20 protein-coding genes are annotated in these 18,980 nt (G+C 44.8%); 16 read left to right on the top strand and 4 right to left on the bottom strand.

Annotated features, from left to right (window positions below):
* Positions 1-108 precede the first annotated feature (108 nt).
* The 6 genes from AM500_RS26145 (at position 109) to AM500_RS25540 (ending at position 4,162) form a co-directional block, all read left to right on the top strand.
* The gene (locus tag AM500_RS26145) at positions 109-411 is read left to right on the top strand and encodes a hypothetical protein (RefSeq protein ID WP_231688008.1); all 303 of its coding nucleotides are present in this window, start codon (positions 109-111) and stop codon (positions 409-411) included.
* Positions 412-452: 41 nt separating this feature from the next.
* Complete coding sequence (locus AM500_RS14465; RefSeq protein WP_231688007.1) at positions 453-2,642, top strand: molybdopterin-dependent oxidoreductase; 2,190 nt, start codon at positions 453-455, stop codon at positions 2,640-2,642.
* A gap of 18 nt (positions 2,643-2,660) precedes the next feature.
* Positions 2,661-3,056, top strand: coding sequence for a nitrate reductase cytochrome c-type subunit (locus AM500_RS14460; protein WP_231688183.1), 396 nt, complete (start codon positions 2,661-2,663; stop codon positions 3,054-3,056).
* Positions 3,057-3,098: 42 nt separating this feature from the next.
* Complete coding sequence (locus AM500_RS14455) at positions 3,099-3,356, top strand: chaperone NapD (RefSeq protein WP_053599849.1); 258 nt, start codon at positions 3,099-3,101, stop codon at positions 3,354-3,356.
* Positions 3,353-3,919, top strand: a complete 567-nt coding sequence (locus AM500_RS14450) for a 4Fe-4S dicluster domain-containing protein (RefSeq protein WP_053599848.1) — start codon at positions 3,353-3,355, stop codon at positions 3,917-3,919. Before AM500_RS14455 ends, AM500_RS14450 begins: the two co-directional genes overlap by 4 nt.
* Positions 3,920-3,994: 75 nt before the next feature.
* Positions 3,995-4,162, top strand: a complete 168-nt coding sequence (locus AM500_RS25540) for a hypothetical protein (protein ID WP_155922098.1) — start codon at positions 3,995-3,997, stop codon at positions 4,160-4,162.
* A gap of 265 nt (positions 4,163-4,427) precedes the next feature.
* On the opposite strand, the gene AM500_RS14445 is transcribed toward AM500_RS25540, so the two are convergent.
* Entirely contained in the window at positions 4,428-4,703 is a 276-nt protein-coding gene (locus AM500_RS14445; RefSeq protein ID WP_331457328.1) for a phage holin family protein, read from the bottom strand.
* A 689-nt stretch (positions 4,704-5,392) separates the two neighbouring features.
* Between AM500_RS14445 and AM500_RS14440 the strand changes: the two genes are divergently transcribed.
* From AM500_RS14440 to AM500_RS14410, 7 genes are all read left to right on the top strand, one after another.
* Positions 5,393-5,611: a DUF1659 domain-containing protein gene (locus AM500_RS14440; RefSeq protein ID WP_043929693.1), complete on the top strand. Its 219-nt coding sequence runs from the start codon at positions 5,393-5,395 to the stop codon at positions 5,609-5,611.
* 38 nt (positions 5,612-5,649) lie between these two features.
* Positions 5,650-5,868: a DUF2922 domain-containing protein gene (locus AM500_RS14435; RefSeq protein WP_043934394.1), complete on the top strand. Its 219-nt coding sequence runs from the start codon at positions 5,650-5,652 to the stop codon at positions 5,866-5,868.
* A 119-nt stretch (positions 5,869-5,987) separates the two neighbouring features.
* Positions 5,988-6,131, top strand: a complete 144-nt coding sequence (locus AM500_RS14430; RefSeq protein WP_043934393.1) for a YvrJ family protein — start codon at positions 5,988-5,990, stop codon at positions 6,129-6,131.
* Positions 6,132-6,339: 208 nt separating this feature from the next.
* On the top strand, positions 6,340-6,540 hold the full coding sequence (locus tag AM500_RS14425) for a cold-shock protein (RefSeq protein ID WP_043929692.1): 201 nt from the start codon (positions 6,340-6,342) through the stop codon (positions 6,538-6,540).
* A 386-nt stretch (positions 6,541-6,926) separates the two neighbouring features.
* A complete protein-coding gene (locus AM500_RS14420) occupies positions 6,927-8,075 on the top strand; it encodes an exonuclease SbcCD subunit D (protein ID WP_053599847.1) in 1,149 nt (382 codons plus the stop codon).
* Positions 8,072-11,206 carry an AAA family ATPase gene (locus AM500_RS14415; RefSeq protein WP_053599846.1) on the top strand — a complete coding sequence of 1,045 codons (3,135 nt, stop codon included), beginning with the start codon at positions 8,072-8,074 and terminating at the stop codon, positions 11,204-11,206. Before AM500_RS14420 ends, AM500_RS14415 begins: the two co-directional genes overlap by 4 nt.
* A 138-nt stretch (positions 11,207-11,344) precedes the next feature.
* The gene (locus AM500_RS14410) at positions 11,345-13,237 is read left to right on the top strand and encodes an MASE3 domain-containing protein (protein WP_053599845.1); all 1,893 of its coding nucleotides are present in this window, start codon (positions 11,345-11,347) and stop codon (positions 13,235-13,237) included.
* A gap of 198 nt (positions 13,238-13,435) precedes the next feature.
* Here AM500_RS14410 and AM500_RS14405 read toward each other — a convergent pair whose 3' ends face one another.
* Positions 13,436-13,909, bottom strand: a complete 474-nt coding sequence (locus AM500_RS14405) for a GNAT family N-acetyltransferase (protein WP_053599844.1) — start codon at positions 13,907-13,909, stop codon at positions 13,436-13,438.
* A 148-nt stretch (positions 13,910-14,057) separates the two neighbouring features.
* Between AM500_RS14405 and AM500_RS14400 the strand changes: the two genes are divergently transcribed.
* Entirely contained in the window at positions 14,058-14,369 is a 312-nt protein-coding gene (locus AM500_RS14400; protein WP_043932688.1) for a hypothetical protein, read from the top strand.
* A 55-nt stretch (positions 14,370-14,424) separates the two neighbouring features.
* Here AM500_RS14400 and AM500_RS14395 read toward each other — a convergent pair whose 3' ends face one another.
* Both AM500_RS14395 and AM500_RS14390 read right to left on the bottom strand, forming a co-directional pair.
* Positions 14,425-14,937: a DUF3231 family protein gene (locus AM500_RS14395; RefSeq protein WP_053599843.1), complete on the bottom strand. Its 513-nt coding sequence runs from the start codon at positions 14,935-14,937 to the stop codon at positions 14,425-14,427.
* Between the two features lie 121 nt (positions 14,938-15,058).
* The gene (locus AM500_RS14390; RefSeq protein WP_156319825.1) at positions 15,059-15,796 is read right to left on the bottom strand and encodes a hypothetical protein; all 738 of its coding nucleotides are present in this window, start codon (positions 15,794-15,796) and stop codon (positions 15,059-15,061) included.
* A gap of 178 nt (positions 15,797-15,974) precedes the next feature.
* On the opposite strand from AM500_RS14390, the gene AM500_RS14385 reads away from it, so the two are divergent.
* Together AM500_RS14385 and selB are read left to right on the top strand one after the other, a co-directional pair.
* Positions 15,975-16,778: an acetate and sugar kinases/Hsc70/actin family protein gene (locus AM500_RS14385; protein WP_053599841.1), complete on the top strand. Its 804-nt coding sequence runs from the start codon at positions 15,975-15,977 to the stop codon at positions 16,776-16,778.
* A gap of 103 nt (positions 16,779-16,881) precedes the next feature.
* The gene (gene selB / locus AM500_RS14380) at positions 16,882-18,738 is read left to right on the top strand and encodes a selenocysteine-specific translation elongation factor (protein WP_053601733.1); all 1,857 of its coding nucleotides are present in this window, start codon (positions 16,882-16,884) and stop codon (positions 18,736-18,738) included.
* Positions 18,739-18,980: the final 242 nt, after the last annotated feature.

Here is an 18,980-nt window from a genome sequence, read left to right as displayed (position 1 = left end):
GTCACAAAGATTTGGAGAAATTGTTAACAGCTTCCTTCCTTGTTTGAACTTACTTTCTTCCCACTCTACGATTGAAGTAGTGTGATTAAACTAACAGGGGGAAAGGCAATGGATATAAAACGAAGAACGTTATTGAAAGCCACTGCTATTTCAATGGCAATGGCAGCTGCCGGTTGTCAGCAAAAAGAAGCTAAGCCAGCTGGTGCCCAGGCCAAGGCTGCTTCAATAGAGCCAGATGAATGGAAAAAGACGGTCTGCCGTTTTTGCGGAACAGGCTGTGGAATCCTGGTTGGCGTGAAGGATGGAAAGGTGATCGCTACAAAAGGAGATCCGGAAAATGGTTCCAACATGGGTCTGAACTGTGTTAAGGGCTACTACGTCGGAAAACTCTTTTTGGCAACGACAGGCTGACTAAGCCTCTCATTCGCGAAGATAAATCGAAAAAGGGAACAATGGAAGGCTTCAGGGAAGCAACCTGGGAAGAAGCACTAGACCTTGTATCAACTAAACTTTTGGAAGCGTACAACAAGGACCCAAAATCAATTGCCTTCTGGGGTTCCGGACAGCAAACCATCATGGAAGGATATGCAAGTGTAAAGCTTTGGAAGGCGGGTCTCCTGAGCAATAATATCGATCCGAATGCGCGCCTTTGCATGGCGAGTGCTGTAACCGGCTTTATGTCCACGTTTCAATCGGATGAACCAATGGGCTCATACAGGGACCTGGATGAAGCCGATGTCTTTGTGACATGGGGAGCCAATATGGCCGAAATGCATCCCGTTTTGTATTCGCGTTTGACAGCGCGAAAGCTTAGCGAGCCAGGGACGAAGCACTATGATTTGACCACTCGGGTTTCGCGCACCTCCGAAACCGCCGATGTGAAAATGGTCTTCAGACCCCAAACAGATTTAGCCATTGCTAATGCAATTGCGAATTATCTTGTCCAAAATGACAAGTATGATAAAAAATTTGCTAAGGAACATCTTCAGTTCAAAGCTGGCACTGAAAACCTTGGGCACTCCTTCAAGGATGATTACGATGTAACCGAGCCTGGTGCTTCCGCTGACAAAGACTGGGTTATTAGTTTCGAAGAGTACAAGGAAAAGCTTAAGCCATATACGTTGGAGTATGTTGAGAAATTATCGGGTGTTCCTGCTAAAGATCTCGAAGCTCTGGCAAATGAATTTGCGGACCCATCTAAAAGAATCGTTTCCCTCTGGACAATGGGCGCTAACCAGCACACACGAGGAACCTGGATTAACAACCTCATATACAATCTTCATTTATTGACCGGTAAAATTTCAAAACCAGGAAGCGGGCCATTTTCCTTAACAGGACAGCCAAGCGCATGTGGCACTGCCCGGGAAGTCGGGGTCTTTTCCCATCGCTTGCCTGCGGATCTGGTCGTTAAAAATCCTGAGCACCGCCGCTATTCCGAGTTGATCTGGAACCTTCCAAAAGGATATTTGGACCCAATTGAGAAGCCAGGCTATCATACTGTGAAAATGTTCCGTGAACTTGGTAAAGGAAATGTGAAGTTCCTTTGGAGCATGTCGAACAACTGGGGGCAAACGATGCCAAAGCTGAACCGTTTCCGGGGCAATGATGCAGATGGTAAAGGAGTACTCGACGGCTTTATAGTGGTCTCCGAGGTGTATCCGACCCGATCTACGGAGCTTGCCGATGTTGTTTTTCCTGCTGCCATGTGGGTAGAACGCGAAGGCCAATTTGGAAATGCCGAGCGGCGGACAAATGTCTTTGAAAAATGCATCGATGCACCTGGTGAGGCGAAATGGGATTTATGGACCATTGTCCAGGTAGCAAAAAGAGTTCTTGATGGTAGGAAAATTGGTGATAAACCAGCGTTTGATGTGCTGTTCGGTATGATTTGGGATAAGGGAAAGGAAGACATGATCGAGGATCAGCATGAAGTAAATAAACTCCTTTGGGAGGAATACCGCCAGTTCACGAACCCTCATGAGCATAAAAATCCAGAAGTGAAGGAGCTTGGCAAAAAGCTGAAGCTTCTCGGAAAGCAAATGGCCCCGTATGAGGAGTATGTCAAAAAAGGATTGTGCTGGCCGGTTAGAAATATCAACGGTACGTGGGTTGAAACCAATTGGCGTTACGCTGATGGGAAGCAGGAAGACGGCTTTGACCAGATCGGCATCGAACAGTTTGGGACAAAGGGCAAATACGATAATATCGATTTTTATAAATCTGCCGAACATCGGCCATCTGTTCTTTTCCGGCCATTCGAGGATGCTGCAGAGATCCCGGACAAAGACTATCCATTCTGGCTGTGTACAGGAAGGGTGCTTGAACACTGGCACAGCGGCTCAATGACAAGGCGTGTGCCAGAATTGCACCGCGCTATGCCGGAAGCCCTCTGTGAAATACATCCTGATGATGCCAAGGCACTCGGAATTAATGAAGGAGATAAGGTGAAAGTCGTATCACGGCGTGGCGAGGTTGAGGTTAAGGCAGTCACGAAGGGAAGGGGCAATCCGCCGAAGGGATTGATATATGTTCCATTCTTTGCCGAAGAAACATTGATCAACCTTGTTACTTTAGATTGTTATTGCCCGATATCCAAACAGCCTGATTATAAAAAATGCGCCGTCAAGGTCGTAAAGGCATAGGGGGAGAGCTCATTGAAAATGAAAGAATTAAGCTTTTTAGGTTTGTTCATTCTTGTCCTTATTGCCGCGATCGGATCATCAAAATTATATACTGCAAGCCAGGAAGCAGTTGTGCCGAAAAACCAAACTGCAGGCCTGATCCAATTGAGTGAGGACGGAAGGCAGGATGCGGCCACGATGCAGCTGATCAGTCCGCCGCCAACCCAGCCTGCTGACCATATTAATAGATGGAACCCGGAGATGCGCCATGAAAGCTGCCTTGCTTGCCATGGAGTGGAAGGGACAGGCGCGCCAACCCCTTCCAAGAATCATTTTTACGAGGAAAATACTAAAGGTAAGATATTCAGGGATAATTGTATTCAGTGCCATGTGACGCAGAACGACAAGAAACCGGAATTTAACCGTGAAAAGTAATCGTTTTTTTAAAACTGCAGCATCTAGAAAGGAAGCGGATTAATGGTCATTTCTGGACTTTATATTGTTACGATTGATGGAAAAGCAGAATTAGCGGCGAATGAAATTAACAAGCTCCCGGGCGTTGAAGTCCATCATGTTGAAGGAAATAAAATCGTCCTGGCCATTGAAACGGTTACTCTTGACGAGAGCTATAAGCTGGCTGATTCATTTAAGAAAGTTGATGGTGTTTTGGCAATCTGTCTTGTTTATAGCAACTTTGAGGATGAACCCTATTATAAAGGAGAGCAGCTATTGTGAGCGAACGGCTGAGCAGGCGCGCTTTCCTTGCGTTGAACTGGGAGAGCGCGGTTGGTTTCCTCGGCAACGCAATTATCACGCAGGTAGAAAATGAACGTGATTTCTTCAGGCCCCCGGGTGCAGGGACCGAGCTGGAATTCATCTCTTCATGCACCCGATGCGGTCTTTGCAAGGACGCTTGTCCAGAACAAACAATTTCATTATTTTCTGTTGCTAGCGGTGCAAAGCTCGCTATGACTCCGTACCTTGACCCAAATGTCACACCATGTACGTTTTGTGGGAAGTGTGTTGACGTATGCGCGGATGGAGCCCTGAGCGAGGAGAATTTTTCATTCGGATCAAAGCTTGGCACAGCCTCAGTGATAGAGGAAAACTGCCTAGCCTATAAAGAAGTCATGTGTGACTCTTGTTATCATGCATGTCCGAAAAAAGGCATCGCAATTCAAATCAAAGCAGGAAAAGCTGTCATCGCTGTGGAAGAGTGCAATGGCTGCGGCCTGTGTGTACAGGGATGTATCGCTGAATACAAAGGGATGATTGTGAATCTTTTTGAAGCTGACTAGGGTGCTTGTATTCTGTGCATGTTTCCTCGCATTTTACGTCATACTAACTGTGGAAAACACAGGAAAGTGGTGGGTATGATGGTAAAGTGGGATGAGCAGGGAGCACCCAACAATAATCTGCTTCCAAACACGATAAAAAGTTCAAATCTGGTTGGGAAAAACGAGGAGCATGAATTTTCAGAGGAACTATCCGATGGCGGTGAACGAAATCGCAATATCCGGAATATGACAAATAAAAAATAAGACGATGCAGCAAGTCTGCATCGTCTTTTCTATTACTGTTTAGCTCCACAAGGAAAGCTTCCCCGAAATTACATCGCACGAAATTACGCGATAGCTCACTGGAGGATTTTCGAGGAGGCCATACGGCGCTGACCGCAAAGGAAAGCTTCTGAGTTATTCATCGCAGGGACACAAAGGAAAGCATCCTTGAATTAACATCGCAGACAGGCGCACTTTGCCTGTCGCGAGGTGGTTTTTGTCTGTCACGAAGGCGCTTCCGCTTTTCTTACTTCTTTTTTGATTTTAAGCTTTTCGCTTCGGCTAATTGCTTAACCGCTTGCTGTCCAAATACTGCGACTCCAGTTGCAATTATTCCATTGGTTATTGCCTCAATCGTATAACCAAAGCCCAGCCCCGCAAGGACAAGCGAAAGTCCGAACAAGACCCAGATAATCGCCCAATCTGGCACCTTTGGAGTCTGCTTCAATGCGTATCCAATCACCCATAAAACTGGCACAAGAAAAAAGTAATTTTCATTTAAAAACTGCAGTAAATCCATCATTTTTCACCTCCCCTAACACTTTATGGGACAAGTAAAGAGATGGCTTGTACATAACCCCAACCAGTCAAATATTTTTAGTAAACGCTATTTTACTGCTGCTTGTTGATTTTTTACAAAATTGAAGTGGAGCGCGAAGATCTTTTAAAAGTCCTAAGCTAACATTTGGAGGCTTTCCTTGTGCAGGTGCACTTTTACCAGCGGGGCTTCTTAGGTGCAGCCGAAATACATAGCGTTGTGTAACAGAGCGTGGTTGACGACTCTATGAGCCAAATGAAGTGGTGTCCGGTCGTCAATAGAGGTTCTTGACGACCCTGCGACCTAAATAAAGCTATGTCCGGTCGTCAATAGGGGTTCTTGACGACCCTGCGACTTAAATAAAGCTATGTCCGGTCGTCAATAGAGGTTCTTGACGACCTTGCGACCTAAATAAAGCTATGTCCGGTTGTCAATAGAGGTTCTTGACGACCCAGCAAGCCAAATAAAGCTATGTCGGGTCGCCAATAGTAAATCGGATAAATCCTGTGAAAGTGTGCGTGCTACCTAGTGAAAATATCGATTTATTTAAGGCTTGTTACTGAAATAGAGGATCGAAACTACATCTTAAAATCGAAAAAAAGATAAAAATTTTTTTAGACCATGTCCTTTTTGCCTGTTCATCTATATATAAAGGGTGAAAGGAGGTGATGGACATGGCACAAGCAATTCTTGCCCAATCAACACTTCGACTAGTGTTCGAAACGGGCGTCGACGTGAAAGGAGAGCCGATCTTTAAGTCAAAAACCTTTACCAACCTGAAGAAAGAAGCAACTCCGGATCAAATGCACCAGGCTGCTATCGCACTTGCAGCTCTATGCGTAGACCCGCTTACTTCAGTGGAAAGGAATGACCGCTCCGAGATTCTGGGCTAATGGGTTAAAGAACCTTTTAAGGAAGGAGGTGAAATATGATGGCCAAAACACTAGAGCTGAACTTTATGACGGAAACAGGAAAGGTTTCGAGGTTGGCAATAGATAATCCAAAAGAGCCAATTGACCAGGCTGTCGTTAAGCAATCAATGGAACAAATCATTGCTTCAAATGCATTCCATTCCCCGAATGGAAATTACACTGCCGTTGAAAGTGCCAGGGTAATCGAACGCAATGTCACTGACTACGAAATCGTGTAATAAAGTAAAACTTTAATCAGGATGGGGAGCTTCCTGCCCATTAATGAAGGTAAATGAGGAGCCGGATTTCAAATTGAAGCCGGCTTCTCTTCAATATAAGACTAAGGGAGGTGGGGGAAATGGATCAATTCGTACCAATCATAAGTGAAGTCGGCTTCCCAATCGTTGTGACACTTTATCTGTTATACCGGATTGAAACCAGACTTGATATGGTTGTTCAATCGATCCAGGAACTGCCCGCAAAATTGAAGGAAAGTCTATAAAACCCAACATGTCAAGACCCCAAATCTTGACAGAGCCTTCGCTGAGATGGTACATTCAAAGAAGCCGTTGCACGGAACAGAATGCAAACAACGTGCTTATTCAAAGGTGCCAAACCAGTTTGAATGGGAAGCGTCTTGTATGCTCTCTCCAGTGTAAATGGCAAATTTTACGCATGGCTATAATAAGCCAATAGGAGGATTTTTTTACATGAAAAACGGTAAAGTAAAATGGTTTAACGCTGAAAAAGGTTTTGGATTTATCGAAGCTGAAGATGGAAACGATGTATTCGTTCACTTTTCCGCAATTCAATCCGAAGGCTTCAAAACATTGGAAGAAGGCGAAGAGGTTTCCTTCGAAGTAGTTGAAGGTGCACGTGGACCTCAAGCAGCTAATGTTACTAAATTATAATTGAGCGAACCTATACAAAAACAGCCTGGCGAAATTGCCTGGCTGTTTTTTTGATAATTTAGGTATTTATAAAATCTAAGCGTGTCTACGTCTAGCTCCACAAGGAACGCAACGGAAGCATAAGCATCGCACGAAATTACGCTATAGCGTAATGAGGAGCGCCTATCGCCTAGCAAACTTCAGGCCTCCTCCCTACGATAAGTCATCATCGAATCGCTGTCGCTCTTCGTGATTCCTTTATCTCAGTCGAAGTCCCTCCATTTTGTACGGCGATGACCAAGGCGCTTACGCTTTTATTCTTTGTTTCCTTTAATTGGGACACCCCGCCATGCGGTAATATGTTTTATAATGAGAGAAATAAGAGAAATTTGGAAGAGGTGGAGAATGTGAAATTTATCCATACGGCCGACTGGCATCTCGGCAAGCTGGTCCACGGAATCTACATGACAGAATACCAGCGTGAAGTGCTTAACCAATTTATGGAAGCCGTTGAAGAGGAAAAGCCTGACGCAGTCGTCATAGCTGGAGATTTGTATGACAGGTCCGTACCGCCAATCGATGCTGTAAACCTATTGGATGAGGTCCTGTTCCGCTTGAATGTCGAACTCAAAACGCCGATTATCTCGATAGCCGGAAACCATGACAGTGCCGACCGTCTTTCCTTTGGCAGCTCGTGGTACAAACAAAGCCAATTCTACTTATCTGGCAAACTTACAGACTCATTTAAACCGATACATATAAATGGAGTAAACTTTTACCTTGCACCGTATGCCGAGCCGGGTGTCGTCAAAGAATTGCTCGACGATCCAACGATCCACACACATCACGATGCAACAAAAGCAATCATAGGGAAAATTGAAGAGACAATCAATCCAAACGAGCCGAACATATTTGTCGGGCACGCCTTTGTGACCGGCGGACAAAGCTGTGATTCAGAGCGGCTGCTGTCCGTTGGTGCATCCGGCTGTGTCGGGGCTGAACTTTTTGCTCCATTTTCCTACACAGCACTAGGACATCTTCATAGCCCTGAAGCAATTAGGCATAACACGATTAAGTACTCTGGATCTCTATTAAAATACTCCTTTTCTGAAGCGAAGCATAAAAAAGGTATCTCAATCATTGAAATGGAAAACGACGGAAGTTTCAATCATCGGTTCCGCCCTCTCGCACCGAAGCAGGACATGCGCGAGCTTCAAGGATACATTGCTGAACTGCTTGATCCGTCATTCTATGAAAAACAGAAATGCGATGACTTTTTGAAAGTGACCCTGCTCGATGAAGGCAGCCTGATTGACCCGATGGGGAAACTCCGACAGGTCTACCCTAATGTCCTTCATATGGAAAAAAGAATTGATGCCCTGGACCAAAAGAGAAAGCAATCCTTCTCGATCGGTGAATCCCGGCAAAAAAAATCAGAACTCGAATTGTTCGAGCAATTTTACCAGGAAATGACATCGTCTGAATTTACAGAGGAAAAACGCTCGATCATCTCTAGTGTCATCGAAACAGCAGTCAAGGAGGAGGTGCCGGTATGAGGCCATTAAAGCTAACGATGCAGGCATTTGGCCCATATGCGGGCAGCGAGGAAATCGACTTTACCTCACTCGGAAACAAGACAATGTTTGTGATTTCCGGAAAAACCGGCTCAGGGAAAACAACAATATTTGATGCAATCAGCTACGCGATTTATGGCAAGGCAAGCGGGGAAGACCGCACTGGCGCCGACCTTCGCAGCCAATTTGCAAACGATAATTTGCCAACCGAAGTATCCCTTGATTTCTCGCTTCGCGGCAAAATGTATACCATCGTCCGCACCCCGCAGCAAGAGCGGAAAAAGGAGCGGGGTGAAGGTACCAAAACAGTACCGGCAACAGCCTACCTATACGAAATGGACGACAGCGGCAAGCCAAAATTGGTCGCATCGAAAATAACCGAAGTGGAAGACAAGATAAAGGAAATCATGTTGATAGACGCTAACCAATTCAGGCAAATCCTGATGATACCTCAGGGGGAATTCCGGAAGCTGCTGACCTCCGACAGCCGCGAAAAGGAAGTCATCCTGCAGCGCCTATTCCATACCCAGCTTTACAAGCTCGTCGAAGAAAAGTTGAAAGCCGAAGCGCAGGAGCTAAAGAAAAAAGTCGATGAAACCACCGGCAAACGGAGCGACTCGCTAAAACGAATCCAGGCTGCCTATACAGAGGAACTGATGGATCTCCTTGAAGCAGGAAGCACCAACGATACACTAATCCTGCCGCTCCTTCGCGACGAGATCTCTAGGATGCAAGCCGAAATTGAAACGCTTAGCCAGCAAGCCAAAGCCAAACAGCTAGAACAGGACAACCTGAAACAGCAGCACTTTGCAGCTGAAAACATTCTCAAGCAAATGAAGGCACGCGAGGAATTCAAAGCAAAACAACAAGACCTCGAAGGCAAGAAAGATCTTTTTTTGGAAAAAGAGCGGCACATCTCCCTCGCAAGGAAGGCAGCGCTTCTTGCATCACAGGAAGAACTTTGCCACCGCCTGAAAAAAGAGGTTGATGACGCCACCAAGGCCGCTGACGCCCTCCAGGAAAACATGAAGCGATTGACAGAACAAAAAGAAGTTCGCGAAAAGGAATTTGAACAGGAAAAATTACGTGAGCACGAGCGCCAGCAGGCAACGGAAGCCGAAAATAAACTCGCAGCCATCAGGGAAGACGTGTATTCACTCGACTCCGTCCAAAAGGAAACCGAGAAAATCCGGATTGTCCACGGCAAGAAAAAGGATCAGCAAGCCCTTGCTGAAAAGAACCTTGACGGGACCGAACAAACTGAGCAGTCACTTCTTTTACAAAAAGCGGACATAGACAAGGCCTATATTGCCAAACTGGAAACAGAGCATAAGTTGGAGAAGGTTCAAGCTGGCCTGTCAAGCCTTGCCAAGCTGGAGGAGTTGAAATCTCGCCATCAGAAGGCAGTGCGTGATGAAGAAGCAAAAGCGGGGATTTTTAGCCAGGCTGAAACGCGCTATAAGGCCGCCAGGGAAGAAGTCGAAAAAATCGAGGAGAAATGGCTGAAAGGCCAGGCTTCAATACTAGCTGCTACACTCAATGATGGCTCCTCATGTCCCGTTTGCGGAAGCACCCATCATCCGTCACCTGCGGCCCATGATAACAGCGAAATACCACATGAACAGGACATCAAAAAGGCAAAACAGTTTGCGGCTTCACTTGAAAAAGAAAAAAGCGAAGCAGAGGTTGCCTATTCCGGCAGCAAAATGATTGCTGAAAGACTGTCAGAGGATGTAAAGAGTACTGCTGAAGAGTTGTCCGGCAGCCATCCTGCATTTCTCGCAGGCAAGGAAGATGATTTCAGGGCGGCACTTGTACAGGAGCAGCAGTCATTAATGGCAGCAAGAGGAAAGGCCCTCAAACTGCTAGCTGACAAGGACAAGGTTGAAAAAGCACTGGCAGCTTTAGGTGAACAAAAGATTTCGCTGCAGAAGGAAATTCAGGAGTGCAGGACAGCAATAAGCGGGCTTGCCATCCGCGAGGCAGAATTGAAAACAAAGCTTGAGCGAATGCTCACTGTCGTACCGGAAGAACTTAGGACCGTGGAGAGGTACGAAAAAGCATTCAAACAGGCGAAGGAAAAACGCGAGCTTTTATTTGAACGATTTGATAATGCCGTGAAACACTATCAGGAGTCAATCCAGCGTCATGGATCCGAATCGGCCCGCCTTGAAGAAGCAGTACGTTATCATGAACGGAAAACACTTGAACTGGCCGAAGAAAGGGAAACATTCAAGACACAAATGTTGACGCAAGGGTTTGAGACGTATTCCGCATACGCTGGTGCACGGCTGACTGATATACAGATCTCAAGGCTTGAACAGGAAGTGAGCACGTACCATCAGGATGTGAGAATTTGTTCTGAACGCCTTACAGAACTTGCTCATCTTGAAGGAGTGACCCCTCCGGATTTGGAAAGTCTAACTATGGCAATCAAGGCCACAGCAGATGAAATGGCAGAAATCAACAAACAAGCTACAGACCTTTATTTAAAAAAGAACCAAAATCAAGATATCCTTTTAAACGTAGAAGCATTGAATGCGGAAGTTAAAGAGCTTGAAAACAGATTTAAAGTGCTCGGCCACCTTTCAGACATTGCCCGCGGGCAGAATAGCCAGAAGCTGACTTTCGAACGATATGTTCTTGCAGCTTTCCTCGACGATATTTTACGGGAGGCGAATGGCAGGCTGGCAAAAATGACGTCAGGCCGATTCGAGCTTCGAAGGAAAACCGACCGTTCAAAAGGAAATGTCCAGAGTGGCTTGGAACTGTTGGTTTTTGATCAGTATACGGCACAGGAAAGGCATGTCAAAACATTGTCAGGTGGAGAAAGCTTTAAGGCATCTCTGTCTCTCGCACTTGGGCTGGCCGATGTAGTCCAGGCCCACGCTGGCGGAGTATCACTCGAAACGATGTTTATAGATGAAGGCTTTGGGACTCTCGATCCGGAATCACTTGATCAGGCAATTGATACGCTAATCGACATTCAGTCTAGCGGCCGGCTAGTCGGGATCATCTCACACGTACCAGAACTGAAAGAGCGGATAGACGCAAGGCTCGAGGTTACCTCAACCCAGTCAGGAAGTAAAACTGAATTTATACTCGGTGTATAGAATGAAAGCCGCAGTAACCGCTGCGGCTTTTTGCTATAAGTGAAATTAGTAGAAAAAGTAAATTCAGGATTTACGGCTGATTCTTTTCTGTTTATAATTTATTTATCAGAATTTTCTTTAGACGAAAGCGGTGCTGCGATGGTACTTTTGACAAAACTGGAAAAGAAGATCCTTTTGTATGCAATTTTTATCAGTCTTGCCTTCGTCTTTATTGTGTTTAATACAGAAAGCCTTGAGTCAATCAGTAATCCAAGAAATGCTCTTGGGTTCCATACAATTTTTGAATTATTCTCGATCGCTATCTCTTTTGCAATTTATACATATTCCTGGAGAAGGTATAAACATACTAAATCCAGCAAGCAGCTTTATGTTGCTGTCTCATTTTTCATTGTTGGCCTTTTGGAATTGTTTCACATGCTCAGCTATCCTGGTATGCCGTATTTATTCGGGGAAAGTTCTTTACAGAAAACAACGTGGTTCTGGATTCTTGCACGTGTAAGTGAACCTATCCTGTTAGTCCTAATCCTCCTCATTCCCTCAAAGTGTCAGAAGAAGGATATGCGGCTGCCATTGATTAGCGTTGGTCTTGCTTATGTTTTGGGTTTGACAACAATTGTGTATTTGTTTAATGCAATGCTGCCGGTCCTCTTTAATGAAGGCGTAGGCAATACTCTTTTGAAAAATAGTTTTGAATATTTTATTTCGCTTCTCCATTTGGCAGCGATGTACATAACATTGAGGCTTTATCGCACATCAGGTCAAAGCGTTTACCTATACCTGACTCTTGCCTGTTTGTGTATGTCACTTTCAGAAATTGTTTTCACAATGTTCCATAGTATTTATGATGTGTTGAACTTTACGGGGCATTTATACAAGCTTTTAGGGTATTATTTTTTCCTTCAAGCCGTATTCTTCCAACTGATTGATAATGAACAGCAAAAGGAAAATGAAATCCAACGAGCAAGACAGGAACTTAACCTGATTATTTCCGAAGTGGATGGGATCATTTTTAAAATAAAAAAAATGGAAGGAAGATTCGTTTTCACCTTCTGCAATGGTGATATTCTGCGACTGTTAAACCTCCGGCCCAAAGAGTTGGCTGGGAAAACAATGGGGGAAGTCATTCCAGCTCTTAATAATAAGCTAGAGGTTTATTATCAGGAAGCGTGGGAGAAAGGGCATTCTGTGGAATACGAGATTGAGTTAGATTCCAGAAAATATTTTGTATCGCTGAAGCCACTTTTCCTAAGTGGAAAAGTGGATGAACTAATTGGTTCAGCTTTGGATATTACACGGATTAAAGAAATGGAAGAGGCAATCCGCAATAATGAAAAATTAGGTCTCCTAGGGGAACTTGCTGCAGGAATAGCCCATGAGGTGCGAAATCCGCTTACAACCTTGAAAGGCTTCCTCCAGCTTTTGAATTCCGATTTGGACGAGCATAAGAAAACCTTCGTTAACCTGATGTTATCTGAGGTCGACCGGATTGAAATAATCACCGATGAATTCATGACCGTTGCCCGTCCGCACGCAAGGCCGCATACTCATGAAGAGGTTCTTGAGGTTATCGAACAGGTATATAAATTCATGCAGCCACAAGCCTTATTAAAAGGTGTCACAATGAAGATTGAAATTAAAAGCGAGCCAGAAGCAATTCTCTGTGAAAAAAACCAACTTAAACAAATTTTTATAAATATTATCAAAAACTCAATAGATGCTATGCCAGCTGGCGGAAACCTGACCATTCGAGTAGAGCAGCCAAACCCTCTGGAAGTTCAAATCGATTTTATAGATGAAGGTGTTGGGATTCCAGAAGACATGCTCGAAAAGATAGGACAGCCTTTTTTTACATCAAAAACCGGAGGTCATGGCCTTGGCTTGATGATGTCCCGCCGTATCGTAGAGCAGCACAACGGCAAAATGGAAATTAAAAGCAAGCTCGGCGCCGGAACAACCTTTTCCTTAACTTTTCCGACAGGATCCCCTGGGAAAGCGGCTCAGCAGGAAAACAAAGAAATAATCGCAATATAAGTAAAGGGTATCCCAATACAAATTCGGGATACCCTTTGAATTTGAAAAGGCCTTTAATGCTTCAGGGATAGGAAAATGTCTTAGTAATGGGCTTTCAAATTAGATGCTTTGGGATTAGCGAAAAGTTCATTATAAAATTTAAAAAGTGCTCTAAAAAGTAGTTATTCAACGATCTTCTGAAAAAGCCTGATAGTTAAGTTATTCCAGGTGAAATTCCTGAAAAAGCTTGTTTTTTTCATCGGTAAACTCTTTATACTTTCCGTTTGTATAGCTTCCGATGACTTTTCTCCAAAAGGCTTGTGCCGGTTTGTTTTCATGGATTTGCGTAATCCGCCATGCACCCCGGAACTCTTCAAATAGTTTATGTGCCGCAACCTTTCCGTAGCCGCGCCCGTTATATTTTCGGATGATGTGAAACTCATCCACCTGGTTAGGGTTGCCATCATGCTCAGAGGAGATGAGTGCAAACCCGATTAACTCATCATCTTTTTTGATAAAAAAAGGATGTTTGTGAGAATTGGACCAATACTCCTTCAAATCGAAGTGTTTATACATTCCCGTTGCTTCAAGCTTGATTTCTGGCTTAAAGAATGCAAATTCATAAATATAAAATTGCATTAAATGGTGCAGAATCTCTTCCTCTAGTTTATCTACTAGTCTAATAGTTATCATTAAAATCCCCCCTTATAACTAGTTCTCTTTTTTCCAAAAAACTCCTCTTGGTTTTAGCACGTGGTTTGACAAACGTAAAATCTGGCTAAGTATAGTATCAAACAGACAGTACAACATTCTGCTTCATACAAAGAGAGGAGACTTCCATATGAAAATAGTATATGGATTAATGGCAGACACAGGAAGCGGCAATGAACTCCTTCATGATTTAGGGGTCTGGGAAACTGAGGAAGCCGCAAGCGACTACTTAGCCAATTCATTGCCACATTCCACTGGAATCTGGGTTGAAAGAATAGAAATAAATGATGCATCCCCCGAGCAGATTGTACCGCTCACGGATGAAATGGTTGAATGCAGCCAGTGTGGGATAGAATACAGTTCCGATGACATTGTGATTATTGATGATGTCGAGGTTTGCCTTGAGTGTGAGCCAGTTTACAGGCAAAATTTGACTGGTTGAAGAAGAAAAAGGATGGCAAAACGCCATCCTTTTAAAATTTATGGAAACTTCTTTCCTATTCTTCTAGAGGCTTCAACATATGCAGCGGAGGCGGGACCAGCCAGCCTTTTTCCTTGTTGAGCCTTAAGAAACGTCCGGCAAGCTGCATTTTGTAAGCGTGAAATTCGGCAAACATCATAGCGATATCTTCACGTATCGAGTTTCCAATCATTCCGCTGCATGCTACAAGCCCAGCTGCGAGGTCGGCAGATGAAGCCATTGCAATTTCATTATCCATCAAACGCGCACCAGGAGGAATAGTTTCCAAATCGGCAAGCGGCCTTTCCGGCGGGGTTGGGGGCAGGGCGACACCATGCTCCTTAAGAATTTCTTCAACGCGTTTTTCATGCTGCTTGCACGCCTCAATATTTTCTTCCACCAGCTTCTTTAAATCCTCGTCCCCAATATGGTTCAGGAATGTTTGGTATCCAGCTGTCATAGCCTTGCTGCCAGCAACAAACGACCACATTCCATATACTTCTCCGTAGTGAAGCGGCTCTTTTTGCGGATTTCCACTTAAGATACCCATCTCGAATGTACACTTCCTTTTTAGTTTGTTTACACCAAGTATAGAATCCCTCAATTGGAAAAAATTATACTTTGTATTGATAGTCCCTATAGAAAAAACGCTGGAGAAAGGCTTCAGCGTTTTAAGGGTTATTTGAATCAATAAAACTGATCAACTCTTCAAGGTTTGCTGATTGGAATACAGGCCCTTTCTGGTCAAACAGGATATAGCAAGGATCCGATTTTATGTCGAGCTCAGGATAAATCAGCTTTACTTGTTTCGCGGTAGGAAGGCTAAGAATTTCATTTACATATTGAATAATTTTTTTATTGTTTTCAAGCGGCGCTTTTTCATCATGCGGGCCAACCGCCAGCATGGAGTACGTATGGCGCTCTTGAGGGAGGAGTTGTGGGTAAACAAAGTCGGTGACAACTTCTTCAATTTCAACAGCATTGACTTTGAATACATACTCAGCATTTCCATTCTGGAAGTTCGCCTTTACGACAACTGTATGTTCTCCTTCGGGCAAAGCGGGAACGGCCAGCACACCTTCTGTTATCTCCTGTAGATCTGTCTTGCCGGAAGCGTCATCAACAAATCCTGCCTTGAGGGACGTCGGCTCTTTGCTAAAAGTTAATTTAATGGAATCAGCCTCTGCGACCTCAACCGGTTTGCTTTTTTTCGTAAGTTCGGCCGGTTTTCCCTTATCGGCCTGATCTGTATCGCCATCCTCCGCCCATGTATAGGAGCGTGTCACAGCATCAATCTGTAAGCTTCCTATAGAGAATTTGGCCTTTGGAAGGTTTTTTTCAAGGTTTGCATCCTGGCATCCAACTAGTAATGCTAGTGTTAAGCTTAGGATTATGGTCATTTTTTTCATGGTTGTCTTCCCTTTTGTCATAGAGTGTGTGCTGCTTTCCTTCACAATAGCATAAAAAAAGCACCGGATTCTGTCTTGTTTATGGAAGAATCGTGACATATACAGCAAAGATTCAACAGGCAACAAGCAAAATCCTATATAATAATAGGAATGGAAGAAGTGTGCGGAGGTGGAAATCATGAATAAATTGATAGGCATTGATGCTGGAGGCACTTTGGTAAAGATCGTTTTTGATGAAGGGGGCCGCTTCCATTACCGAAAATCTGGCTATGAAGACGCTGAGTCTGTATTTCAGTGGCTAAAGCTTATGGCGCCAGGTGCGCGGATAGCTGTCACTGGAGGAAGGGGAGAATGGGTGAAGAAGAATTTCTTCCCTGAAGCTGAGATTATTCCGGAATTCCATGCTGTCAGTGAGGGAGCAGGACATCTTTTCTCGCTGAAAAATAGTGAGGCACTAGGAACTTTTTTATTAGTTAACGTGGGAACCGGTACATCTATTTTTCTCTCAGGTGATGGAAAGTGTGACCGCCTTGGGGGAACCGGTTTAGGCGGCGGCACTCTTATTGGGCTTGGCCGGCTTCTTACTGGCAGTGCCGATTTTTCTGAACTTGCCGAACTTGGCCTGGCGGGGGACAGAACAAATGCTGACGTGCTTGTTAAAGATATATACGGCGATGGCGATGAACCGCTGCTTGGTGAAATGACAGCTTCCAATTTTGCGAAAAATAATTCTGCCAGCAAGGAAGATCATGTCGCGGCTCTTTTCAATATGGTTGCAGAAAACATTTATCTGCTCGTTTCCCAGCTTGCGGCCGTCCACAAGATAAATAAGGTTGTTTTTGCAGGGGGTGCTTTATCTGCAAATAGCTTGCTTAAAGAAAATCTCGGGCTGTATTTGGATATGGCCGGACTACAACCTATTTTCCTGGAAAAAGGGGGATATTGCGGGGCAGTTGGAGCGATGTTGCTAAGCGAAAGATGAAGTCCAGTTTTTCGCCTTGAAGAAAACAGAAGTTTCATTCACAATAATAGATAGAACGATTGAAGAAGGTGCTGTTTTGGATAAAAGATTTTTCACAATTGGTATGGCCGGACACATCGACCATGGAAAAACATCGCTAACAAAGGCATTGACGAATGTCGATACCGATAGGCTAAAGGAAGAAAAAGAACGGCAAATTTCAATTGAATTGGGATTTGCACCGTTATATGAAGATAAAGAAATACAAATATCCGTTATTGACGTCCCTGGCCACGAGCGGTTCATACGCCAGATGATAGCAGGTGTTGCCGGAATCGACCTTGTCGTGCTCGTAGTCGCAGCCGATGAGGGCGTTATGCCCCAGACCAGGGAGCATCTCGATATCCTCGGATTTTTAGGAATCAGAAACGGAATTGTTGCGATTACAAAAATAGACCGCGTCGAAGAAGAATTCATCGATTTGGTCAAGGACGATATTCTTGGTGAACTTGAAGGAACTGTTTTTGAGGAAGCGCCGTTTGTTCTGGTTGACAGCCTTTCAAAAAAAGGCATTGAAGAGTTGAAACAGCTAGTCATAACAACCTTGAAAGAACAGGAAATGCGTGACGCCAGGGGAGCGTTCCGCTTGCCAATCGACCAGGTATTTACCGTAAAGGGCCAAGGTACAGTTGTGCGCGGCACCGTCTATGAAGGGACTGTTGAAGAGGGACAGGCCTTGAAAATCATGCCGAAGGGAACTGAGGTCAGGGCGAGGCAGATGCAAGTCCATCACAAACAGGCAGCCAAAGCCTATGCTGGGCAACGCGTCGCCATCAATCTTTCAAACGTGGCAAAAGATGATTTGGAACGCGGTGATGTCCTCGTATCATCCGAACACTTTATCGTCTCAAAGACACTTGACGTGGCACTCAAGGTCGTAGAGGACCTCGACTACCTCGTCAAGCAGCGTATGCCGATTAAGCTTCATATCGGAACGGCCGAGGTAATGGGCCGAATCGTCTTTTTCGACAGAAACGAGCTGAAGGAAGAATCGGATGAAATCCTATGCCAGCTTCGGCTTGAAGAAGAAGTATTGACCAAACGCGGCGACCGCTTTATTCTAAGGCGGCCCAGCCCGCAGGAAACAATCGGCGGCGGCTGGGTCATCGATCCACGCGGCAATAAGTACCGCTTTGGCAATGAAACGATCGATGAGCTTGAGAAAAAGAAAGTCGGCAACCCGAAAGAGCGGATAACTGCAGCCCTCTATGAAGCAAAAAGCCTCGATTTTAATGAGTTGGTTAAGCGGACCGCTCTTGACGATGAAACACTGTCTGAGGAGTTGAAGGATGAGGCCTTCCTGCTCTACAACGGCAAGGAATACACAATGCGGACCATCATCCATTCAATTGAAGAGGATATGTATGACCGCCTCCAGAGCTATCACGCCGAGCATTCCATGAAACAGGGGCTGAATAAGGCCGAGCTTCTGCAGACGATGATTCGCTCCTTTCCTCGAAACTTACTATATTTTACTGTAGAACTCGGAATCAAACAGGGAACGTTTTCGAGAAAGGGCCAATTCGTCTCACTTGCCGGCTTCGAGCCGCACGTGCCGAAAAGCTGGCAGAAGCGAGCGGAGTCCATCGTGGAGAATCTGAAAAAAGACGGCCTGCAGTCACGTTATCTGGCAGACTATTTTTCAAGCGCTGGCATTCCAGACTCACTCTCCGCCGACTTGAAGCGGTTCCTGGAAGAAACAGGACAAATTGTTCCGCTGGATGATCAGTATTACTACCATGGCGAGGTCTTCAAAAATGCGGTAAGTACCCTTAAGTCGGAAACAGGCTCCGAGTTTGAAGTCGGTGACGCCAAAACCGCACTTGGCCTTTCGCGGAAGTACATGATTCCGTTTTTGGAAAGACTTGATTCAATCGGCTTGACCAAACGGGTAGAAAACAAACGAATCTGGAAAAAATAGCAACAAGCCCGTCCGTGACTTCCGGATGGGCTTGTTTTAGTAGTCCGTTTTTCCTTCTCGCTGGATACATCAAGGGTATGTCGGAATGTAGATTAATCTCTGATTTTGGAAATTTGATTAATCTAAATAAAACTTAATTATGTTATCCGTCACCATTTCTACTTTTATCTAGTACCACAAGTTATATCAGGTAACCTTATCCTCCAGACAAAGTGCTGATAAAACGCTAGGCCCAGCGTGTT

This window comes from Bacillus sp. FJAT-18017, from assembly GCF_001278805.1.
Lineage (GTDB): Bacteria > Bacillota > Bacilli > Bacillales > Cytobacillaceae > Bacillus_D.
The sequence above is the reverse complement of the archived record's forward strand: the minus strand, read 5'-3'. Positions and strand labels throughout refer to the sequence as shown.

What these genes read in the sequence shown, in the direction of transcription:
- AM500_RS14455 (WP_053599849.1), top strand. Translation starts at nt 3,099, where the DNA reads ATGGTCATTTCTGGACTTTATATTGTTACGATTGATGGAAAAGCAGAA.
- AM500_RS14390 (WP_156319825.1), bottom strand. Translation starts at nt 15,796, where the DNA reads ATGAAAAAAATGACCATAATCCTAAGCTTAACACTAGCATTACTAGTT.
- AM500_RS14425 (WP_043929692.1), top strand. Translation starts at nt 6,340, where the DNA reads ATGAAAAACGGTAAAGTAAAATGGTTTAACGCTGAAAAAGGTTTTGGA.
- AM500_RS14385 (WP_053599841.1), top strand. Translation starts at nt 15,975, where the DNA reads ATGAATAAATTGATAGGCATTGATGCTGGAGGCACTTTGGTAAAGATC.
- AM500_RS14445 (WP_331457328.1), bottom strand. Translation starts at nt 4,703, where the DNA reads ATGATGGATTTACTGCAGTTTTTAAATGAAAATTACTTTTTTCTTGTG.
- AM500_RS14440 (WP_043929693.1), top strand. Translation starts at nt 5,393, where the DNA reads ATGGCACAAGCAATTCTTGCCCAATCAACACTTCGACTAGTGTTCGAA.
- AM500_RS14435 (WP_043934394.1), top strand. Translation starts at nt 5,650, where the DNA reads ATGGCCAAAACACTAGAGCTGAACTTTATGACGGAAACAGGAAAGGTT.
- AM500_RS14415 (WP_053599846.1), top strand. Translation starts at nt 8,072, where the DNA reads ATGAGGCCATTAAAGCTAACGATGCAGGCATTTGGCCCATATGCGGGC.
- AM500_RS14410 (WP_053599845.1), top strand. Translation starts at nt 11,345, where the DNA reads ATGGTACTTTTGACAAAACTGGAAAAGAAGATCCTTTTGTATGCAATT.
- AM500_RS14460 (WP_231688183.1), top strand. Translation starts at nt 2,661, where the DNA reads ATGAAAGAATTAAGCTTTTTAGGTTTGTTCATTCTTGTCCTTATTGCC.
- AM500_RS14465 (WP_231688007.1), top strand. Translation starts at nt 453, where the DNA reads ATGGAAGGCTTCAGGGAAGCAACCTGGGAAGAAGCACTAGACCTTGTA.
- AM500_RS26145 (WP_231688008.1), top strand. Translation starts at nt 109, where the DNA reads ATGGATATAAAACGAAGAACGTTATTGAAAGCCACTGCTATTTCAATG.
- AM500_RS14405 (WP_053599844.1), bottom strand. Translation starts at nt 13,909, where the DNA reads ATGATAACTATTAGACTAGTAGATAAACTAGAGGAAGAGATTCTGCAC.
- AM500_RS25540 (WP_155922098.1), top strand. Translation starts at nt 3,995, where the DNA reads ATGATGGTAAAGTGGGATGAGCAGGGAGCACCCAACAATAATCTGCTT.
- AM500_RS14395 (WP_053599843.1), bottom strand. Translation starts at nt 14,937, where the DNA reads ATGGGTATCTTAAGTGGAAATCCGCAAAAAGAGCCGCTTCACTACGGA.
- selB (WP_053601733.1), top strand. Translation starts at nt 16,882, where the DNA reads ATGGCCGGACACATCGACCATGGAAAAACATCGCTAACAAAGGCATTG.
- AM500_RS14400 (WP_043932688.1), top strand. Translation starts at nt 14,058, where the DNA reads ATGAAAATAGTATATGGATTAATGGCAGACACAGGAAGCGGCAATGAA.
- AM500_RS14430 (WP_043934393.1), top strand. Translation starts at nt 5,988, where the DNA reads ATGGATCAATTCGTACCAATCATAAGTGAAGTCGGCTTCCCAATCGTT.